The organism is Pelatocladus sp. BLCC-F211, assembly GCF_041928655.1.
GTDB lineage: Bacteria > Cyanobacteriota > Cyanobacteriia > Cyanobacteriales > Nostocaceae > Pelatocladus.
Map to the genome: position 1 here is coordinate 1 of NZ_JBHFLM010000034.1, position 15,406 is coordinate 15,406.

The following is a 15,406-nucleotide window of genomic DNA, read 5'->3' on the forward strand; positions in this document are numbered from 1 at the left end:
GGTACAGCGAAGCACGGGATTAATCGTGCTGCCAACTCGGAGATTGTCAAACTTGATGGCATCGAGCCACCAAGTTTGACCTGCTATCCCTCCCCGACCTCAGCGAAGCAGGTCGGGGTATCCCGCAGAAAAAGATGAATATCAGATAGATTCGCTATGACTTGCTACCTTTATGTTCCAAGCTACTCGTCGCCGTCTGGCTATTTGGTACACAGCTGTAACTGCTTTACTGCTACTACTATTTGCAATTGGTGTGTACTTGTATGTCCGCAATACTTTGGTGGAGCGAATTGACGATACCTTAAATCATGTGGTGGAAGTAGTTGAGCGATCGCTAGTAATTGAACCTGTGAACTCAAATACTAGTCAACACCGGATTAACTTAGAAGCTAGTTTTCGTGACAACACCGATACTGTAGAAACTGTAGAAGATGACCACATAGATTTAGAATGGTTTAGCCCCACAGGAGAACTACTCTGGTCTACTCTTTCAGAACCTCTCGATATTCCGATTCATGTCAACCGCACAGGTGAGACTGTACATATAGTCAAGAGGAAAGAAAGACACGGAGAAATAGAGACGCAAGGACAGGGAAATACTATCAATTCCTACTCTCAATTTGATACAAAAGATTTAGAAATTTTGTTGCGTCAGGTAACTCAACGAGTAGAAGTCGGTAAGCAAGTCGTGGGATATCTGCGTGTCAGTCATCCTTGGTTTGAAGTCACAAAACCGAGCCGACAGTTGATACTTGATTTAGCAATAGGTATCTGGATGATGGTGCTTTCTGTGGGAGCAAGCGGTTGGTTTCTTTCTGGTAAAGCTATGGAACCTGTACACGAATCTTACCAACGCCTCAAGCAATTTACTGCTGATGCTTCTCATGAACTCAGAAGTCCGATCGCTTTGATTCAAACTAATGTGCAGGTTGCTCTGGCTGATTTAGATTCTGTTGAGGTGAAAGACAGCACTCTTTCCCACTATCGTCAACAGTTAAAAGTAGTAGAACGCCTCACCCAGCGCTTAGGTAAACTAGTTAATGATTTACTTTTCCTAGCTCGACAAGATAGCGGTATCAGCACAGAAAACTTTGCTGCTTGTCCTCTGGATGCTTTGCTGATGGAAGTAGTAGAAGAACAACAACTGTTAGCTGCTGAAAAAGATATTACCCTCACTTTCAACTTAATTGATCCTCCAGATACGGAAACTAACCCCGAAATATTAGAAAATTGGTTCACACTCTCAGGTAACTGGAATCAATTAGTGCGATTATTAACAAACTTAATTAGTAATGCTTTGCGCTACACTCCATCTTCTGGACGAGTAAATGTAGAATTAGCACGCATAGAAGCAACTAATCGTGTTTCCGGACTACGTTCTAGTTACCCACAATTGCAAATAAAAGTTAGCGATACTGGTATCGGTATTCCCGCAGAAGCACTACCCCGGTTATTTGACCGCTTTTACCGAGTAGATCCAGCGCGTACCCATCCAAATAAACATATCAAGACTGAAAATACTACTGGTTCAGGATTAGGATTAGCGATCGCTTTAGCGATTGTAGAAAACCATCAAGGTCAAATTCAAGTTGAGAGTACTGTTGGTAAAGGTACTAATGTCACTGTTACTTTACTCGTGAGTTATAAAAATTATGATTAAAACACCAAGACGAGCCAGTGCGTTGCGGGGGTTTCCGAGCCAGCGCGTTGCGGAGGTTCCACGCCACCTGCTTTATGCCGGGGAACCCGTCCACCGCAGTGGCTCCTCCGTTGTAGCGACTGGCGTCCCGTTGTAGCACCTGGCGTACCAAGACACAAAGTTACCTAACTTCAAATTTCCTTTGTGTCTTAGTGTCTTTGTGGTTGATAACTTCCCAAAATTATTTAAGCTGCTATTGCTTCTTGATAGGGAACAAACGTTTTCTTGGTAGCGCCACAAATCGGACAATACCAATCTTCTGGTATAGCCTCAAAAGGTGTACCCGGTGCAATACCAGAATCAGGATCACCTTCTACAGGATTGTATATCATTGAACATTGGCGACAGATCCATTTTTGTGTAGCAGGATCACCACTAACTGCTTTGGGAGAGGGGTTTACTCCTTCTAAAGCTTGTAATGCTTCAGTATATTGCCGAGCATGATGGTTTTCAATATGTGTCAGTAAGCCAAAATTATGAGCGGCTTTGCGGAATATACTAGCGTGTTCGCGAGACTCGGCTTGTTGTGCTTCAAACTCAACAACTGCTTGACTATCTCGATCAGCACGCGCTTGTTCAGTAAAGCCTGGATACATGGTTGTATATTCGTAAGTTTCTCCTTCTATGGCTAATTCTAAACAGCGAGCTGCGATCGCTTTTTTTTGCTCTTGTGTTAACGACGCTACATCACCCACTACCAACTCTGGATGCATTAACCGAAAATGGGCAAAGGCGTGTTCTGTTTCCTGATTTGCTGTTTCTCGAAACAGCTTTGACAGTTCGCTCATCCCTAATTGGCGAGTCACTTCCGCAAAGAAAAGATACTTGCGATTCGCCATTGATTCTCCTGCAAAGGCTTCACCCAAGTTGTTCGCAGTGTTGGAGTTCGATAAGTCCATAGGTTCCCTCTTGTGAATCCACTTTTTCGGCTGCTATGAAAATAGCAATTGTCTAGTTAAGTCATACTCGTAATGAATATGAATATAGCACATAAAATGAACTCATTACGAGTATGAGAAAAACTCTGTCAATCCAAAATCCAAAATTGTTTGACTCTTGTTATACCCTTACACCCTTACATCCCCATACCCTTTTTTTCAGTCACGTTACGCTTCTAAGAATGGATAGTTGGTGTAACCTTTTTCCAAATCTTTGTCGCCTATACCGTAAAAGGTTTTCCCATCTGGTGTATTCAAGCCAGCATGTATTTGAAAACGTTGGGGTAAATCTGGATTGGCGATGAATAGCCTAGCATAGGAAACCAAGTCAGCCTCACCAGAGGATAAAACTTGATTACCTTTTTGCTTGTCGTAGCCACCGTTAGTGATGATTGTACCTGTGTAAAGCGGGCGGAAAATCGGCAGCACAGGATTGAGAACTTCACGAGTGGCTAAATCGGTTTCATTGGGTTCCATTAGGTGAATGTAAGCCAGGTTAAAGTCATTGAGTCTAGCGATCGCATAGCTGAAAGTCTCTTGAGGATTTGAGTCTTTCATCCCGTAAAATGTGTTACTCGGTGAAAGCTTGATCCCAACGCGATTTCCTCCCCAGACATTAGTAACAGCTGTGACGGCTTCTAGTAAAAAGCGAGTGCGGTTTTCAATCGAACCACCGTATTCATCATGACGCTGATTTGAGCCATCCTGAAGGAACTGATCGATTAAATAACCAAACGCCCCATGCAACTCCACACCATCAAATCCCGCCGTCATGGCATTTTCTGCACCTTGGCGAAATTGTTCAATAATTTGGGGAATCTCCTCAGTTTCTAAGGCGCGGGGTGTTTCAAGATTAACTTTACCTATGGGTGTGTGGAGTGTTCCAGCTGCTGCGATCGCACTTGGTGCAATAGGTAATTCTCCATTCAGTAAGGCAGAGTGAGCCACACGTCCACTATGCCACAGTTGCAAAAAAATCTTGCCTCCTTGAGCATGAACTGCTTCCGTTACCTGCTTCCACCCCTCTATCTGCTCTTGAGAGTAAATTCCCGGACAATTCATGTATCCATTACTGAGGGGAGAAACCATTGTGCATTCAGTAATAATCAATCCAGCTGATGCACGTTGAGCATAATAAGTTGCCATTAGTTCATTTGGAAGAGAACCAACTGCCCGTAGACGTGTCATTGGTGCCATGACGATGCGATTTGGCAGACTGTAGGGTCCTAGCTTGACGGGCGAGAACAGATTAGTGAGTGAATCCACGGTTTGCATATTCTATATGATAATTCCGAGCAGAATAAAGCCCCTAGTTTTCAGATGTGGAACTGGAACCAATCCAAAATCTAAAATACTATTAGCGGATGACTTGGCAGCTTCTACTCGTTCTATATACAGAACAACAGCATCGTTTGTCTTTCCTCTTCTTGCCAAAAATATTCTAATCTTGCAAACAACTGTTGCTAAAAAAGCAGAAATGACCACCGCAACTATTAGGTAATGCCTAATTACCCATTACCGAGATGGGCGGATAGCATAAGTGTTCAAGCGGACATGATTATGATTTTCCCTCTTTGATGTCCTCTTTTTCCAAGAAACTTGATCACAATCAAGGAAATAAAAATAAAATGATAGTAATTTAGTAAAAGTTTACGTAAAATCTAGTACTATTTTTAATTTTGTTAATAAATAAAGGGTAAATGTGACAGTTCTAAAATCTAGCCTCAAGCTATTAGGCTCTGCTTCTGTGAGAAATCTCCTGCATCCAATCCTCTTAGAGGGCGTAACATGCTTAATTACTGCGAAGAATTAACTGAGCAAAAGCCTTTACTTATTGATTTCCAACAAGAGGGTGCTTCCAATCAACTCTTTACTAATCCACCACTTGTGACCAGCTACAATTCTGGGTGGAGCAACATTTACTTTGAGCATCACTATCAGCCTGGTGATGACACTCCGGAGCATCGCCTGATGATGCACGCCATTACTACTACCTTTGGTTCCACTCCTTCGGAACGATGGTTAGATGGATACAGACAAACTGAGTATCAAACTGTAGGCACAACAGCTATTATTCCTGCTGGTACACTCCATCGTTGTTTGTGGGAAGAAGATGTTCAGTTTATGTTTGTGGCAATTGAACCTAAACTGCTATTAAGTTTGGGTGCAGAAGTAGATGCACCTGAAGACATAGAATTAATTCCGCAGTTTGCGACTAAACGAGATCCGCTCATCCAAGGTATTTTGTTATCTCTTCAAGAAGAACTTAACTCGAATATTCAGGCAAATAATTTGTATGTTGAGCAGTTAAAAACAACATTAGTGATTCATTTGTTGAAGAAATATTGCGTTAAGAAAGCTGTACTGACAACTCATGACGATGGATTGCCTAAATATAAGTTACGAAAAACACTAGAGTATATCCATGCTCATCTCAACCAAGATATTAAATTGGCTGATTTAGCTGGTTCTGTAGGAATGAGCCAATATTATTTTGTCCGTCTTTTTAAGCAATCCATGGGTATAGCTCCTTATCAGTATGTAATTCACCAACGAGTAGAAAGGGCAAAATTATTATTAAAGCAAGGGAAAGTGACAATCACTGACATAGCTTTGCAGTGTGGTTTTGCCAATCAAAGTCACTTCACCAAGCACTTTCGCCAAATTACAGGAGTTACACCTAAGGCTTATCAACAGCTTTAGGTGGGGATTGGGGATTGGGGATTGGGGATTGGGGATTGGGTTATTCTCCCTTGTCCCTCTTGTCCCCCATGTCCCCGCTCTCCTATCCCCTATCTACTCACAATCCCTGACCACTGGACTTTCTTCTGTTTTTCCCGACGGTAGGAAAAGAAATGCTCTGGGGTTTGGTAAGTGCAGTAAGGAGCGATCGCAATCTGTTCGGGACTAATGCCTAGTTTTTCCATCTGTAAAAAATTTATCCGCCTTACATCTAGACGGACTTTACCGGGGTTAGGATCTGGCAATAAAGGGGGATTGGGCAGTTCGTGTAACGCCTCAACTGTTGCTTTTTCGTCTTCTTGTGGTATAATACTAAGCCCTACTTCTGCTGCAACTTGCGTGGATACTTGGTAAACCTCCCCAGCGATCGCAGGTCCCATAGCAATCCGCAAATCTTGGATTTTGCTGCCTTGGGCTTGCAGACGAGCGATCGCCTGCGGTACTATTTTTGCTGCTGTACCACGCCAACCAGCATGTACTGCTGCCACCTGAAGAGTTTTTTCATCGGCAATCAGCACGGGTGTACAATCAGCAGAAGCTACCCAAAGGGCTTGTAGTGGCTGTTCGCTTACTAAACCATCTGCTGATGGGAGGACAGAATAATCTTCTTGATTTTGATTTACCTCATCATTAGGTGAGAGTAACTGAGTGACGATTTCTCCTGGCGTGAGAACAGTATTGCCATGCACCTGTTTTAAGCGATATCCTGAAGCATCTGGATGCAGTACCATCGTTAATTCTTCTGGAGAACGAGGCCAAAAATGTTGGGTAAAAAAGCCATGTGGCCAAGCTTCGAGAAGACTACAAGTTAGGTAAGACATCTCTTCCCAAGTCTGCCAATGCCAAGTGTGCATCTTCAACCAAGCCTAAAAACAACATAAAAATCAGCCAATTAATGCTAACTTGAACAAGCAAATTTGGGGAAATTCTGTGGGATTGGATCAGCAACGGTTGGAGTTCGCCTTAAGAGGTGAGTATCAGTATAATTATTTACCATTTTCCCTTCAGATATTTGACTGTGTGGCTTCGACAAATAAAACTCTATGGGAATTGCTAGAGCAAGGAGCAGGACATGGATGTGTAGTGATTGCAACTCAGCAAACAGCAGGACGGGGACAATGGGGGCGGAATTGGATTTCTCCCATAGGAGGATTATATCTTTCAGTTTTGCTTACTCCTAAGATTGCAGCTAGTCACAGCTACCAGCTAACTTTTGCCAGTGCTTGGGGAATTGCTAATCAGTTGCGAAAAAGTGGTGTTAACGTTGACATTAAATGGCCAAATGACTTAGTGATCAATGGGCGTAAACTGGGTGGTATTTTGACCGAAACAAAAGTCCATCAAGGCATAATTACTCAAGCAGTAATAGGAGTAGGTATTAACTGGACTAATCCTGTTCCAGAAACTGGGATAAATTTAGAAATGTGGCAAGCTGCACAAAAAGCTAAATTAATTCCCTGTTTAGAAGTATTGGCAGCGAAAATCTTACTAGGAATAGAATCCGGTATACAGAGTCTTTTGCAAGAAGGAGTAAATATATTATTGGCTCGTTATCAACAGTTGCTTGCAAACGTAGGCGATCGCGTCTACGTCAACAACCTTGCAGGCACTATAGTTGGTGTGATGCCTACTGGAGAACTGCATGTACTAATAGACACATTTGAATCTTCACAAGCAACAAAGCCAGAAATTTACCTCCAGCCCGGTATAATCAGTTTGGGCTATTCTACATCACCGAATCAGTAAACAGTGAACAGTTGTCAAGTTAAAAAATGATAAGCAAGTTCATAATTTTGTTTAGATTAACTGATAACTCATAACTGATAACTGGTAAACAATTTGTTTAGGCAAACTACGTACTTACACTCAATCCCAAAACAAATGACGCAGCGCAATAACTCTGCTCCTAAACGTTTGGATAACTTATGGCGGCGATCGCTGCCAGCACAAAGTATCTGTTTGCTTAGTAGCTTCAGCCTTCTAAGCAGTGGCATGGTGCTTGCCCAAACCGAATCAGCTATAGATAATATTGTTCCCACAACGGAAAATTCTCCAGCTGCCAACAAAAATACTGTTGAGCGCAGTCAAACTATAGTAATTCCAGAAAAGACTGATTCCCAACCAGAATTTTCTCAACGTCGGAGCAGACTCAGACAAAGACTGCGGCGGGAAGAAGCCTCTCAACCCCCAGCAACCATCAGAACCAGAAAGTCCAAATCCCCGGTGACAACTTCTCAATCAGCAACAGGGATAAAAGTTTCCACACCTCATACTAATCCTGTGATCACACAGGAAAAACCACAAGTAGAATTTACCGCTCCAACTCAGCCTCGTTCTCCACAACAGAAACTTCCTGTAGTTACCCAACCTGTCAAGAATTCTCCTAGTGCTACTGGTACAACAGCAGGAAAACCCAAAGATTACAATAACGCTTATATTGACCCCACAGATTATAATCCCACAGCTAAATATGAAGCTCCCAGTAGTGTGATTGCTACAGAGCGCACCAGTGGTTGCCAAGCGGTATTGCAGCAAGGAGTTGCTAGTAATAGCTGCACTAGTAATCAGTCTGTAGCCAATGGTAATTCCGGAACGCCCAGTTGGTTGAAGAAAAGCCAAAATGTCTCAGTCGCTGCTATTCCAATCACAAAGCGGCTTGCTACTAATAATAAAAATAATACTGGTTGGCGTCCGCCGAGTATTGTTTCTAAGGTGATTTCTAGTACTGGTTTGCGTTCTAACCAAGCTGCTAACTTGGGTTCCAGCAAGAGTAATTATCACCCTAACCGTTTTATTCCCAGTCCCAGCAATTTTACCCCCACAACTACAGTTAGCGAAGTGCCGATCGCACCCAGTGCAGGTAAATTGGCGGCACCAATGACAGCCGATAATCTAGCGCCTCGTCCGAGTGTAGTAGCTTACGACATTCCTTTGGCAACAACACTGCCACAAATCGCTTACAGAGCCATTTATGGAAATAGAATTGCCATTAGTGGTACAGGATTCATGTACCCACTCTCGATTCCCTCGCCAATTACCTCATTGTTTGGTTGGCGCGTTCATCCAATTACAGGCGATCGCCGTTTCCACTCTGGTATGGACATCGGCGCGGCTATGGGAACACCTATTTTAGCAGCATATTCTGGTCAAGTTGAAGTTGCTGACTGGGTAGGTGGTTATGGTCAAGCTGTGATCCTCAACCACAACAACGCTCTACAAACTCTCTACGGTCACATGTCCCAAATCCTTGTTCAGCCTGGTCAAAGAGTAGAACGGGGAACCGTGATTGGTCTGGTCGGAAGCACAGGTAACTCAACAGGTCCTCACCTGCACTTTGAAGTCCGTCAACTGACACCCGAAGGATGGGTTGCTGTCGATCCAAGAGGACAAATACAATCTGCACTCGGTCAACTAGAGCAAAGCACACAGACAGCCCAAGTTAGTCAGTAGCGGGACTAGGGGACAAGGAGGACAAGGGAGACATATCAATTCAAAAGTCAAAAGTCAAAAGTCAAAATTAAGAACTTTTGACTTGTTTGCCCAATTCCCCATGCCCAATTACAAATACCCGTGTTCAGCCAGGAATGCGGGTGTAATTTCTTCGCGATGGGCGTTTGTCGGGAATTTGAGGAATTTTTCTACGTATTTGCCGAGAATATCACCTTCGAGATTAACCCAACTGCCGTTTACTAGATAACGGAGGTTTGTCTCGGCATAGGTTAGGGGAATAACGGCGACTGTAAACTGGGAGATTTCTGGATTATAATCAGCTACTGTGAGGCTAATACCGTTCACAGCTATACTGCCCTTGGGAACAATATAATGAGCGATCGCATCAGGAGCGGTAAAACTCATTTCCCAAGCGGCTGCTGTTTGCTGTGCCGAAACCATGCAGCCAATTCCATCTACGTGTCCCATCACAAAATGACCGCCAACTTTGCCACCTACTCGTAAGGAAGTTTCTAAATTTACATATCTGGGTTCTGTTTGCTCTTTTCCTAAAGTTGTACGGCGCAGGGTTTCTGGTGATGCTGTGGCGATAAAACCGTCTTTTAAAATTTCTTCCACGGTCAAGCAAATGCCATCTACAGCAACACTGTCACCGTAACTTAAGTCTCCCATGATGACATCACATGGGTATCTAACACAACTAATTTGCCAAGAATCAACCTCTAAGGGTCTTATGGTTCCTAATGCCTGAATTATTCCTGTAAACACGTCTCTTTTCTCTATAGAACTCAAATTAATGCTTGATTTTAACTAAAATTTAGTTGGTGATTTTCACAAAAATACTAGAGCTAAAAGTATACTTTTTAACCATTTTTTGTATCAACTTTTCAATACATTTACAATAAAGATAAGGCTTATTTAGATAATTACATTATTGCGGAAAAAAACTAAATTGACTTACTCTGGTGTTCACAACCATTTGGGAGTTTAATAGAAGCAATTATAGAGAACAAGACTTATGTTTTTGATAATCCCAATCTTGCCCAGTCAAGAGTATGATTTGTTACAAATTCCTCTAACGCTCAAAGGATTCTAGAGGTCTAGCGAATGATTGAAATGAAAGTCGCTGGCATCGCATTAGATGCCATAACCCGCAGCCCGATTGTACTTTTAAAAGATGCTACAGATCGGCGTGCTTTACCTATCTATATCGGTCAGGAACAGGCTAGGGCAATCATGGGCGCATTGGAGAATCAGAAGCCTCCTAGACCCTTAACCCACGACCTGATTGTAAATATTCTGGAGACGTGGAATATGACTCTAGAGCGTGTTATTATTCACTCCCTACAAAAGGATACATTTTATGCAGCTTTAATTATTAAACAAGGCGAAGTCAAAAAAGAAATTGACGCCCGTCCTAGCGATGCGATCGCTGTTGCTCTCCGTACAAATGCACCTATTTGGGTCATGGAAGAGGTAATAGCTGATGCATCTATACCCGTAGACCGCGATGCCGATGAAGCTGAACAGGAGGCATTTCGTGAATTTATCTCTAATCTCCGTCCTGAAGATTTGATTAAGCGTTTTGGCAATGACGAATCTTAACAATTTTCGATTTTGGATTTTGCGAAAAGTTTGAGCGGAGGTTTCCTCCGATCAAAGCTTTTAAAGACGGATTTTGGATTAAGTTGTATATATACTTAAGCACAAAAACTATCAACCAGTTCTTAGCCCTCAATCTAAAATCTAAAATCTAAAATCCAAAATTCACTAGATGCGATACCGACGCTTTGGAAAAACCGAACTACGCCTTTCGGTGTTTTCCTTGGGAACAATGCGCTATTTAGCTTCACCAGACAATGTATGGCAAACAATTCAAACAGCTATAGCGCTGGGAATTAATCATATAGAAACTGCTAGAGGTTACGGCAAAAGTGAGGAGTATCTTGGTAAGGCGATCGCCTTGGGATTGCCAATACCTCGTTCGCAGGTTCACATCACAAGCAAAATCCCTCCCACGGTAGATGCAGATACTATGCGTCGGTACATCGATGAATCTCTAGAAAAATTGCATTTAGAATATCTAGATTGCTTGGGGATTCACGGTTTAAATACTTGGGAACATCTCAATTGGGTTAAAGCCAAAGATGGCTGTATGCAGGCTGTACAAGAAGCCATTGCTGATGGTCGTGTTCGACACGTTGGTTTTTCTACCCACGGTTCCTTAGATGTAATTCTAGCGGCGATAAATACAGATTTTTTTGAATTTGTCAATCTGCACTACTACTATTTTTTTCAGCGTCATGCCCCAGTTATTGAACTAGCAGCGGCTAAAGACATGGGCATATTTATTATTTCCCCTGCGGATAAGGGTGGACGTCTTTACACTCCACCCCCGACTTTAGTTGACTTGTGTCATCCTTTCTCGCCTCTAGAGTTAAACTATCGATTTCTACTGAGTGACCCCCGTATTACTACCTTGAGTGTCGGGCCAGCAAATCCTGAAGAATTAACTCAACCATTAGAAGTTGCTGATCAGGATGGGCAATTAACTAATGAGGAAATTACAGTTTTTGAACGTTTAGAAGATCATCAAAATCTGGCTTTGGGTACTGATTTATGCAGTCAATGTGATAAATGCTTACCCTGTCCAGAAAATATCAACATTCCAGAAGTACTGCGGCTGCGAAATTTGGCAGTAGCCTATGACATGACAGATTATGGACAGTATCGTTATGGAATGTTTGAAAACGCCGGTCACTGGTTCCCTGGAATGAAAGCAAATCGCTGTACAGACTGTGGTGACTGCTTGCCAAAGTGTCCGCAAAACTTAAATATTCCTGCCTTATTGAAAGATACTCATCAAAGGTTACAAGGGAAAACTGGCAGGCGATTGTGGGAATAATCAATGGTCAATGGTCAATGGTCAATGGTCAATGGTCAATGGACATTTACTAATCACAAATGACAAATGACAAATGACTATTGACTATTGACTAACCCCCAAATGGAGTTAAGCGTTTGATCGCACGACCTGCCACATCTTTGTAGCGCAGTTCTCCACACAGGATTTTACCCATGATTTGAGGTGCAGAGGGACGCTTGACACCTACTTTGTAGCCGACACCAGGAAAACGATAAAATAACCCAGCTAATTTTTGCGCCCAAGCCATATCACCACCCCATTCGGCATTAATGATCTCTGAGTATCTTTCTAAGGCGTTGATGTCACCAGAGAGGGCTTTGTCGATCGCCTCTGATGCTTTTAAACCACTAAATATTGAAGGACGAATACCTTCGGCGGTAAAAGGATCAACCACACAAGCTGCTTCCCCTGCTAAAACTGCATTTTCAGTATGCAGTTTTTGTTCACCATTCCACAGGCAAATAGCATGGCCATACTGCTGGCAGGTTTTTATATCCAAACCAAAGGAGTTGCCATACTCATCCAAAATTTTCTTGAAGTCCTGGGGTTCACCACCAATAAACGTACCAATACCAACAGAGTAACCGTCTGCTTTGGGGAAATTCCAGAGATAGCCATTTTTCACCAGACCAAATTCAAAATGGGCAATATTACCGTTTTCTACTTTGGCTAGTGCTTCTGCTTCTAAGGCTGCTGCGAGGCGGCGTTTGCGTTCTTTGAAACCCAGCCATTTCGCCATCGGTCCCTTAGCACCGTCAGCAGCAATTACATATTTACCCATCACTGGGCCATTAGCTGTATTCACTTGCCAATGGTCACTTTTAAACTCAATACCAGTGACTTCTGTGTTGTCTTTGAGTTCTGCCCCTTGTTTTTGTGCTTGTTTTACTAGGAAGTGGTCGAAAACATCACGTCGTACCATCCATACTGGTTCAGGGGTTTCTAGTTTCGCTTCTACTGGGTCGCCTGTTTTCCAAGTACAGCGGATGGTGTCTGCTTTGATGGAAATTGCTGGACTAAAGTCAAAGTCAAACCACTCAGCGATCGCAGGTGACACGCCACCACCACAAGGTTTATATCTTGGTAGAGATGCTTTTTCCAGAATTAATACAGAGCGCCCTTGCTTGGCTAGATGATACCCTGCTGTTCCACCGGCTGGACCGGCACCCACAATGATGCAGTCGTACATAATGTTCTAAATTTTTGCTTTTGAATTAGTTGATTGTTGAGTTGTGGACTCTATGTTTGGATAGTGTTACCAAAATTTAACCGAATTCTGGGTTTATGTGCAAAAACTCACAGCCTTTTTAGATTTTTTCCCGTGCAAAGATTTATTTAGTCTGATGTAAGTAAGGTAAAAGGTAAAAGTAAAAATCACCGTCTCGATTTTTACCTTTTACCTTTTACCTATTACTTTGATTAGACGGTAGTGATGTCTTTTTCTTTTTCTGCCAATAGTTCATTGATTCTGGCAGTGTATTTGTCCGTCAGTTTTTGTAATTTGTCTTGCTGATCACGTGCTTCGTCTTCGGATACCTCAGAGTTTTTTTCCATTTTGCGAATGGTATCTAGGGCATCGCGGCGGATGTTACGAATGCCAACACGACCTTCTTCAGCATACTTAGCAGCAATTTTTACTAATTCTTTACGGCGATCGCTTGTCAGTGGGGGAATGTTCAGTCGAATGACAGAACCGTCGTTACTGGGGGTTAAACCCACATCTGACATAGAAATAGCCTTTTCGATCAGGTTTAAAGAACTGCGATCGTAAGGCTGAATCAAAATTGTTGTCGCATCTGGTGTACTGATGTTAGCAAGTGATTTCAGAGGTGTAGATGCACCATAATAGTCCACTGTCACTTTGTCTAACAAGCTGGCATTGGCGCGACCAGTGCGAATTGTATTAAAAGCTCGTTGAGTCGCCTCAACTGTTTTTTGCATCGTACTTTCAGCTTCAGCTAATTTCACAAGTACCTCCCACAAGGGTGCCGATAGATTCTCCCATGACTGCGCGATGGATATTACCCCGTACGCCCAAGTCAAAAACAAGAATTGGGATATTATTTTCTTTACATAAGGCTATCGCGGTACTGTCCATTACCCGCAAATCTTTTGCCAAAACATGTCCAAAAGTAAGACTGTTGTAACGTTTGGCATCAGGGTAGATATGTGGGTCGGCGTCGTAGACTCCGTCTACCTTAGTAGCTTTAAAAATAACTTCGGCTTCAATTTCTGCGGCTCTTAAAGCAGCAGTGGTATCGGTTGTGAAAAAGGGATTGCCGGAACCCGCGCCAAAAATAACCACCCGCCCTTTTTCTAGATGACGGATGGCACGACGACGGATATATGGTTCAGCTAATTCTTGCATGGCGATCGCGGTTTGCACCCGCGTCTGTACCCCTATTCGTTCTAGTGAGTCTTGCAGCGTCATGGCATTCATTACCGTGGCAATCATACCAATGTAGTCAGCTGTTGCCCTGTCCATCCCCGCCGATGCCGCTTTGACACCACGAAATATATTACCCCCGCCAACGACGATGGCGATTTGAACACCAGTGGCTACTACCTCTGCTACTTCTTGGGCGATTTCTTTGACCACTTCTGGGTCAATTCCATAGCCCATGTTGCCCATTAAGGCTTCACCGCTTAGTTTAAGTAAAACCCGTCGGTAATTTGTTCCCATGAAGTTACGCTTTATCAAAAAATATGCTAATTACCTCCAATTAAAGATAACAGTAGTGTGACTATCTGTCTCTAGTACTTGACCATCATCAAATTAACCCGTATTAATCGCTAGCCCTTTCCCTTACACCTCTACACCCTTTATCCTTTAGTTACGCCATATGACATAAGTACCTGTCGGTTCAGTTTCTTTAGGATAAATTTCTTGACCTTTAATGAGTGATGCGATCGCCTTTGTGAGGTAATTTCCCTTCACATCTGATTGGTTGTACGGATGATCGTCGATCATCCCTTTGTAGCGAACTACACCTTCTGTGTCTATTAAGAAAGCCATCGGTGTTTTGCTAATACCAAAGCTACGAGTCACATCTTGAGTAGAGTCCCACAAATAGGGAAAGTTCAACTCGTTGACTTTTGCAAAAGCTTTCATACTTTCAAAATCTTCTGTTGGCAACAGAGTGGCATCATTACCATTTAAGCCAATGATTGTAAAACCCTGTTTGTAAAACTCTAGTTGAATTTTTTTGAGCCTATCTAGATACAATTTTACATAAGGACAATGATTCGACATCGAAATGACGCCAACGGCACGAAATTTATTTAAATAACGGCTCAGGTGATGTACTTGCTCGTCAATTCCAGGCAGTTCAAAATCGGGTGCGTAACTTCCTACAGGAGTATTATTTGTTTCTACTTGATTCATATTTTCTGACTCGCAGGAACTAAGAACACACCTTTAAAGGAAATGTTTTATGTTCTGACTATTTTATAAATCAGTTTTGCTGTCGTGAATTGTGAAACTACTGAATTTCTAGAACCGAAGTATCAGAGTCAATAACCCCGCCCTAAAGAGGGACGGGGCTTGTAAGAGCCAAATCTTACGTGTTTGACTAGCCCACTGAGCCTAATCAAGGCAACGCACTTCCGAATACTTCCCCAGTTCGGACATACTGTAAGACTGTTTGGTCA

At 42.7% G+C, this 15,406-nt stretch carries 14 protein-coding genes; 6 read left to right on the forward strand and 8 right to left on the reverse strand.

The window, feature by feature from the left end; all coding sequences use genetic code 11:
• Positions 1-172: 172 nt before the first annotated feature.
• Positions 173-1,660 (forward strand): sensor histidine kinase, encoded by a 1,488-nt coding sequence (locus tag ACE1AT_RS03205; protein WP_374865870.1) that lies wholly within the window; start codon positions 173-175, stop codon positions 1,658-1,660.
• A gap of 224 nt (positions 1,661-1,884) precedes the next feature.
• On the opposite strand, the gene ACE1AT_RS03210 is transcribed toward ACE1AT_RS03205, so the two are convergent.
• Together ACE1AT_RS03210 and ACE1AT_RS03215 are read right to left on the reverse strand one after the other, a co-directional pair.
• Positions 1,885-2,598, reverse strand: a complete 714-nt coding sequence (locus ACE1AT_RS03210) for a rubrerythrin family protein (protein WP_374865871.1) — start codon at positions 2,596-2,598, stop codon at positions 1,885-1,887.
• A 207-nt stretch (positions 2,599-2,805) separates the two neighbouring features.
• Positions 2,806-3,912, reverse strand: coding sequence for an alkene reductase (locus ACE1AT_RS03215; RefSeq protein ID WP_374865872.1), 1,107 nt, complete (start codon positions 3,910-3,912; stop codon positions 2,806-2,808).
• A 513-nt stretch (positions 3,913-4,425) separates the two neighbouring features.
• On the opposite strand from ACE1AT_RS03215, the gene ACE1AT_RS03220 reads away from it, so the two are divergent.
• A complete protein-coding gene (locus ACE1AT_RS03220; protein ID WP_374865873.1) occupies positions 4,426-5,340 on the forward strand; it encodes an AraC family transcriptional regulator in 915 nt (304 codons plus the stop codon).
• A gap of 89 nt (positions 5,341-5,429) precedes the next feature.
• Here the strand turns inward: ACE1AT_RS03220 and pgeF are convergent, their stop codons facing one another.
• Positions 5,430-6,233 (reverse strand): peptidoglycan editing factor PgeF, encoded by an 804-nt coding sequence (pgeF, locus tag ACE1AT_RS03225; RefSeq protein WP_374865874.1) that lies wholly within the window; start codon positions 6,231-6,233, stop codon positions 5,430-5,432.
• Between the two features lie 76 nt (positions 6,234-6,309).
• Between pgeF and ACE1AT_RS03230 the strand changes: the two genes are divergently transcribed.
• Positions 6,310-7,125, forward strand: coding sequence for a biotin--[acetyl-CoA-carboxylase] ligase (locus ACE1AT_RS03230; RefSeq protein ID WP_374865875.1), 816 nt, complete (start codon positions 6,310-6,312; stop codon positions 7,123-7,125).
• Between the two features lie 135 nt (positions 7,126-7,260).
• Positions 7,261-8,829 carry a peptidoglycan DD-metalloendopeptidase family protein gene (locus ACE1AT_RS03235; protein ID WP_374865876.1) on the forward strand — a complete coding sequence of 523 codons (1,569 nt, stop codon included), beginning with the start codon at positions 7,261-7,263 and terminating at the stop codon, positions 8,827-8,829.
• Positions 8,830-8,937: 108 nt separating this feature from the next.
• Here the strand turns inward: ACE1AT_RS03235 and ACE1AT_RS03240 are convergent, their stop codons facing one another.
• Positions 8,938-9,597, reverse strand: a complete 660-nt coding sequence (locus ACE1AT_RS03240; protein ID WP_374865877.1) for a riboflavin synthase — start codon at positions 9,595-9,597, stop codon at positions 8,938-8,940.
• Between the two features lie 339 nt (positions 9,598-9,936).
• Here ACE1AT_RS03240 and ACE1AT_RS03245 point away from each other — a divergent pair, with 339 nt between their 5' ends.
• Both ACE1AT_RS03245 and ACE1AT_RS03250 read left to right on the forward strand, forming a co-directional pair.
• Positions 9,937-10,434 (forward strand): bifunctional nuclease family protein, encoded by a 498-nt coding sequence (locus tag ACE1AT_RS03245; protein ID WP_017311048.1) that lies wholly within the window; start codon positions 9,937-9,939, stop codon positions 10,432-10,434.
• Positions 10,435-10,603: 169 nt separating this feature from the next.
• On the forward strand, positions 10,604-11,734 hold the full coding sequence (locus tag ACE1AT_RS03250; RefSeq protein WP_374865878.1) for an aldo/keto reductase: 1,131 nt from the start codon (positions 10,604-10,606) through the stop codon (positions 11,732-11,734).
• A gap of 91 nt (positions 11,735-11,825) precedes the next feature.
• Here ACE1AT_RS03250 and ACE1AT_RS03255 read toward each other — a convergent pair whose 3' ends face one another.
• The 4 genes from ACE1AT_RS03255 to ACE1AT_RS03270 all read right to left on the reverse strand — a co-directional run bounded on the left by ACE1AT_RS03255 (position 11,826) and on the right by ACE1AT_RS03270 (position 15,140).
• Positions 11,826-12,944: a geranylgeranyl reductase family protein gene (locus ACE1AT_RS03255; RefSeq protein WP_374865879.1), complete on the reverse strand. Its 1,119-nt coding sequence runs from the start codon at positions 12,942-12,944 to the stop codon at positions 11,826-11,828.
• Between the two features lie 230 nt (positions 12,945-13,174).
• Positions 13,175-13,723, reverse strand: coding sequence for a ribosome recycling factor (gene frr / locus ACE1AT_RS03260; protein WP_096673000.1), 549 nt, complete (start codon positions 13,721-13,723; stop codon positions 13,175-13,177).
• On the reverse strand, positions 13,710-14,438 hold the full coding sequence (gene pyrH / locus ACE1AT_RS03265; protein ID WP_017311044.1) for a UMP kinase: 729 nt from the start codon (positions 14,436-14,438) through the stop codon (positions 13,710-13,712). The genes frr and pyrH overlap by 14 nt, the downstream gene beginning before the upstream one ends.
• A 147-nt stretch (positions 14,439-14,585) precedes the next feature.
• Positions 14,586-15,140 (reverse strand): thioredoxin family protein, encoded by a 555-nt coding sequence (locus ACE1AT_RS03270; RefSeq protein ID WP_374865880.1) that lies wholly within the window; start codon positions 15,138-15,140, stop codon positions 14,586-14,588.
• Positions 15,141-15,406 lie beyond the last annotated feature (266 nt).

Coding starts and splice junctions, on each gene's coding strand:
- ACE1AT_RS03210 (WP_374865871.1), bottom strand. CDS start 2,598: ATGGACTTATCGAACTCCAACACTGCGAACAACTTGGGTGAAGCCTTT.
- pgeF (WP_374865874.1), bottom strand. CDS start 6,233: ATGCACACTTGGCATTGGCAGACTTGGGAAGAGATGTCTTACCTAACT.
- ACE1AT_RS03270 (WP_374865880.1), bottom strand. CDS start 15,140: ATGAATCAAGTAGAAACAAATAATACTCCTGTAGGAAGTTACGCACCC.
- pyrH (WP_017311044.1), bottom strand. CDS start 14,438: ATGGGAACAAATTACCGACGGGTTTTACTTAAACTAAGCGGTGAAGCC.
- ACE1AT_RS03250 (WP_374865878.1), top strand. CDS start 10,604: ATGCGATACCGACGCTTTGGAAAAACCGAACTACGCCTTTCGGTGTTT.
- ACE1AT_RS03220 (WP_374865873.1), top strand. CDS start 4,426: ATGCTTAATTACTGCGAAGAATTAACTGAGCAAAAGCCTTTACTTATT.
- ACE1AT_RS03245 (WP_017311048.1), top strand. CDS start 9,937: ATGATTGAAATGAAAGTCGCTGGCATCGCATTAGATGCCATAACCCGC.
- ACE1AT_RS03205 (WP_374865870.1), top strand. CDS start 173: ATGTTCCAAGCTACTCGTCGCCGTCTGGCTATTTGGTACACAGCTGTA.
- ACE1AT_RS03235 (WP_374865876.1), top strand. CDS start 7,261: ATGACGCAGCGCAATAACTCTGCTCCTAAACGTTTGGATAACTTATGG.
- ACE1AT_RS03255 (WP_374865879.1), bottom strand. CDS start 12,944: ATGTACGACTGCATCATTGTGGGTGCCGGTCCAGCCGGTGGAACAGCA.
- ACE1AT_RS03215 (WP_374865872.1), bottom strand. CDS start 3,912: ATGCAAACCGTGGATTCACTCACTAATCTGTTCTCGCCCGTCAAGCTA.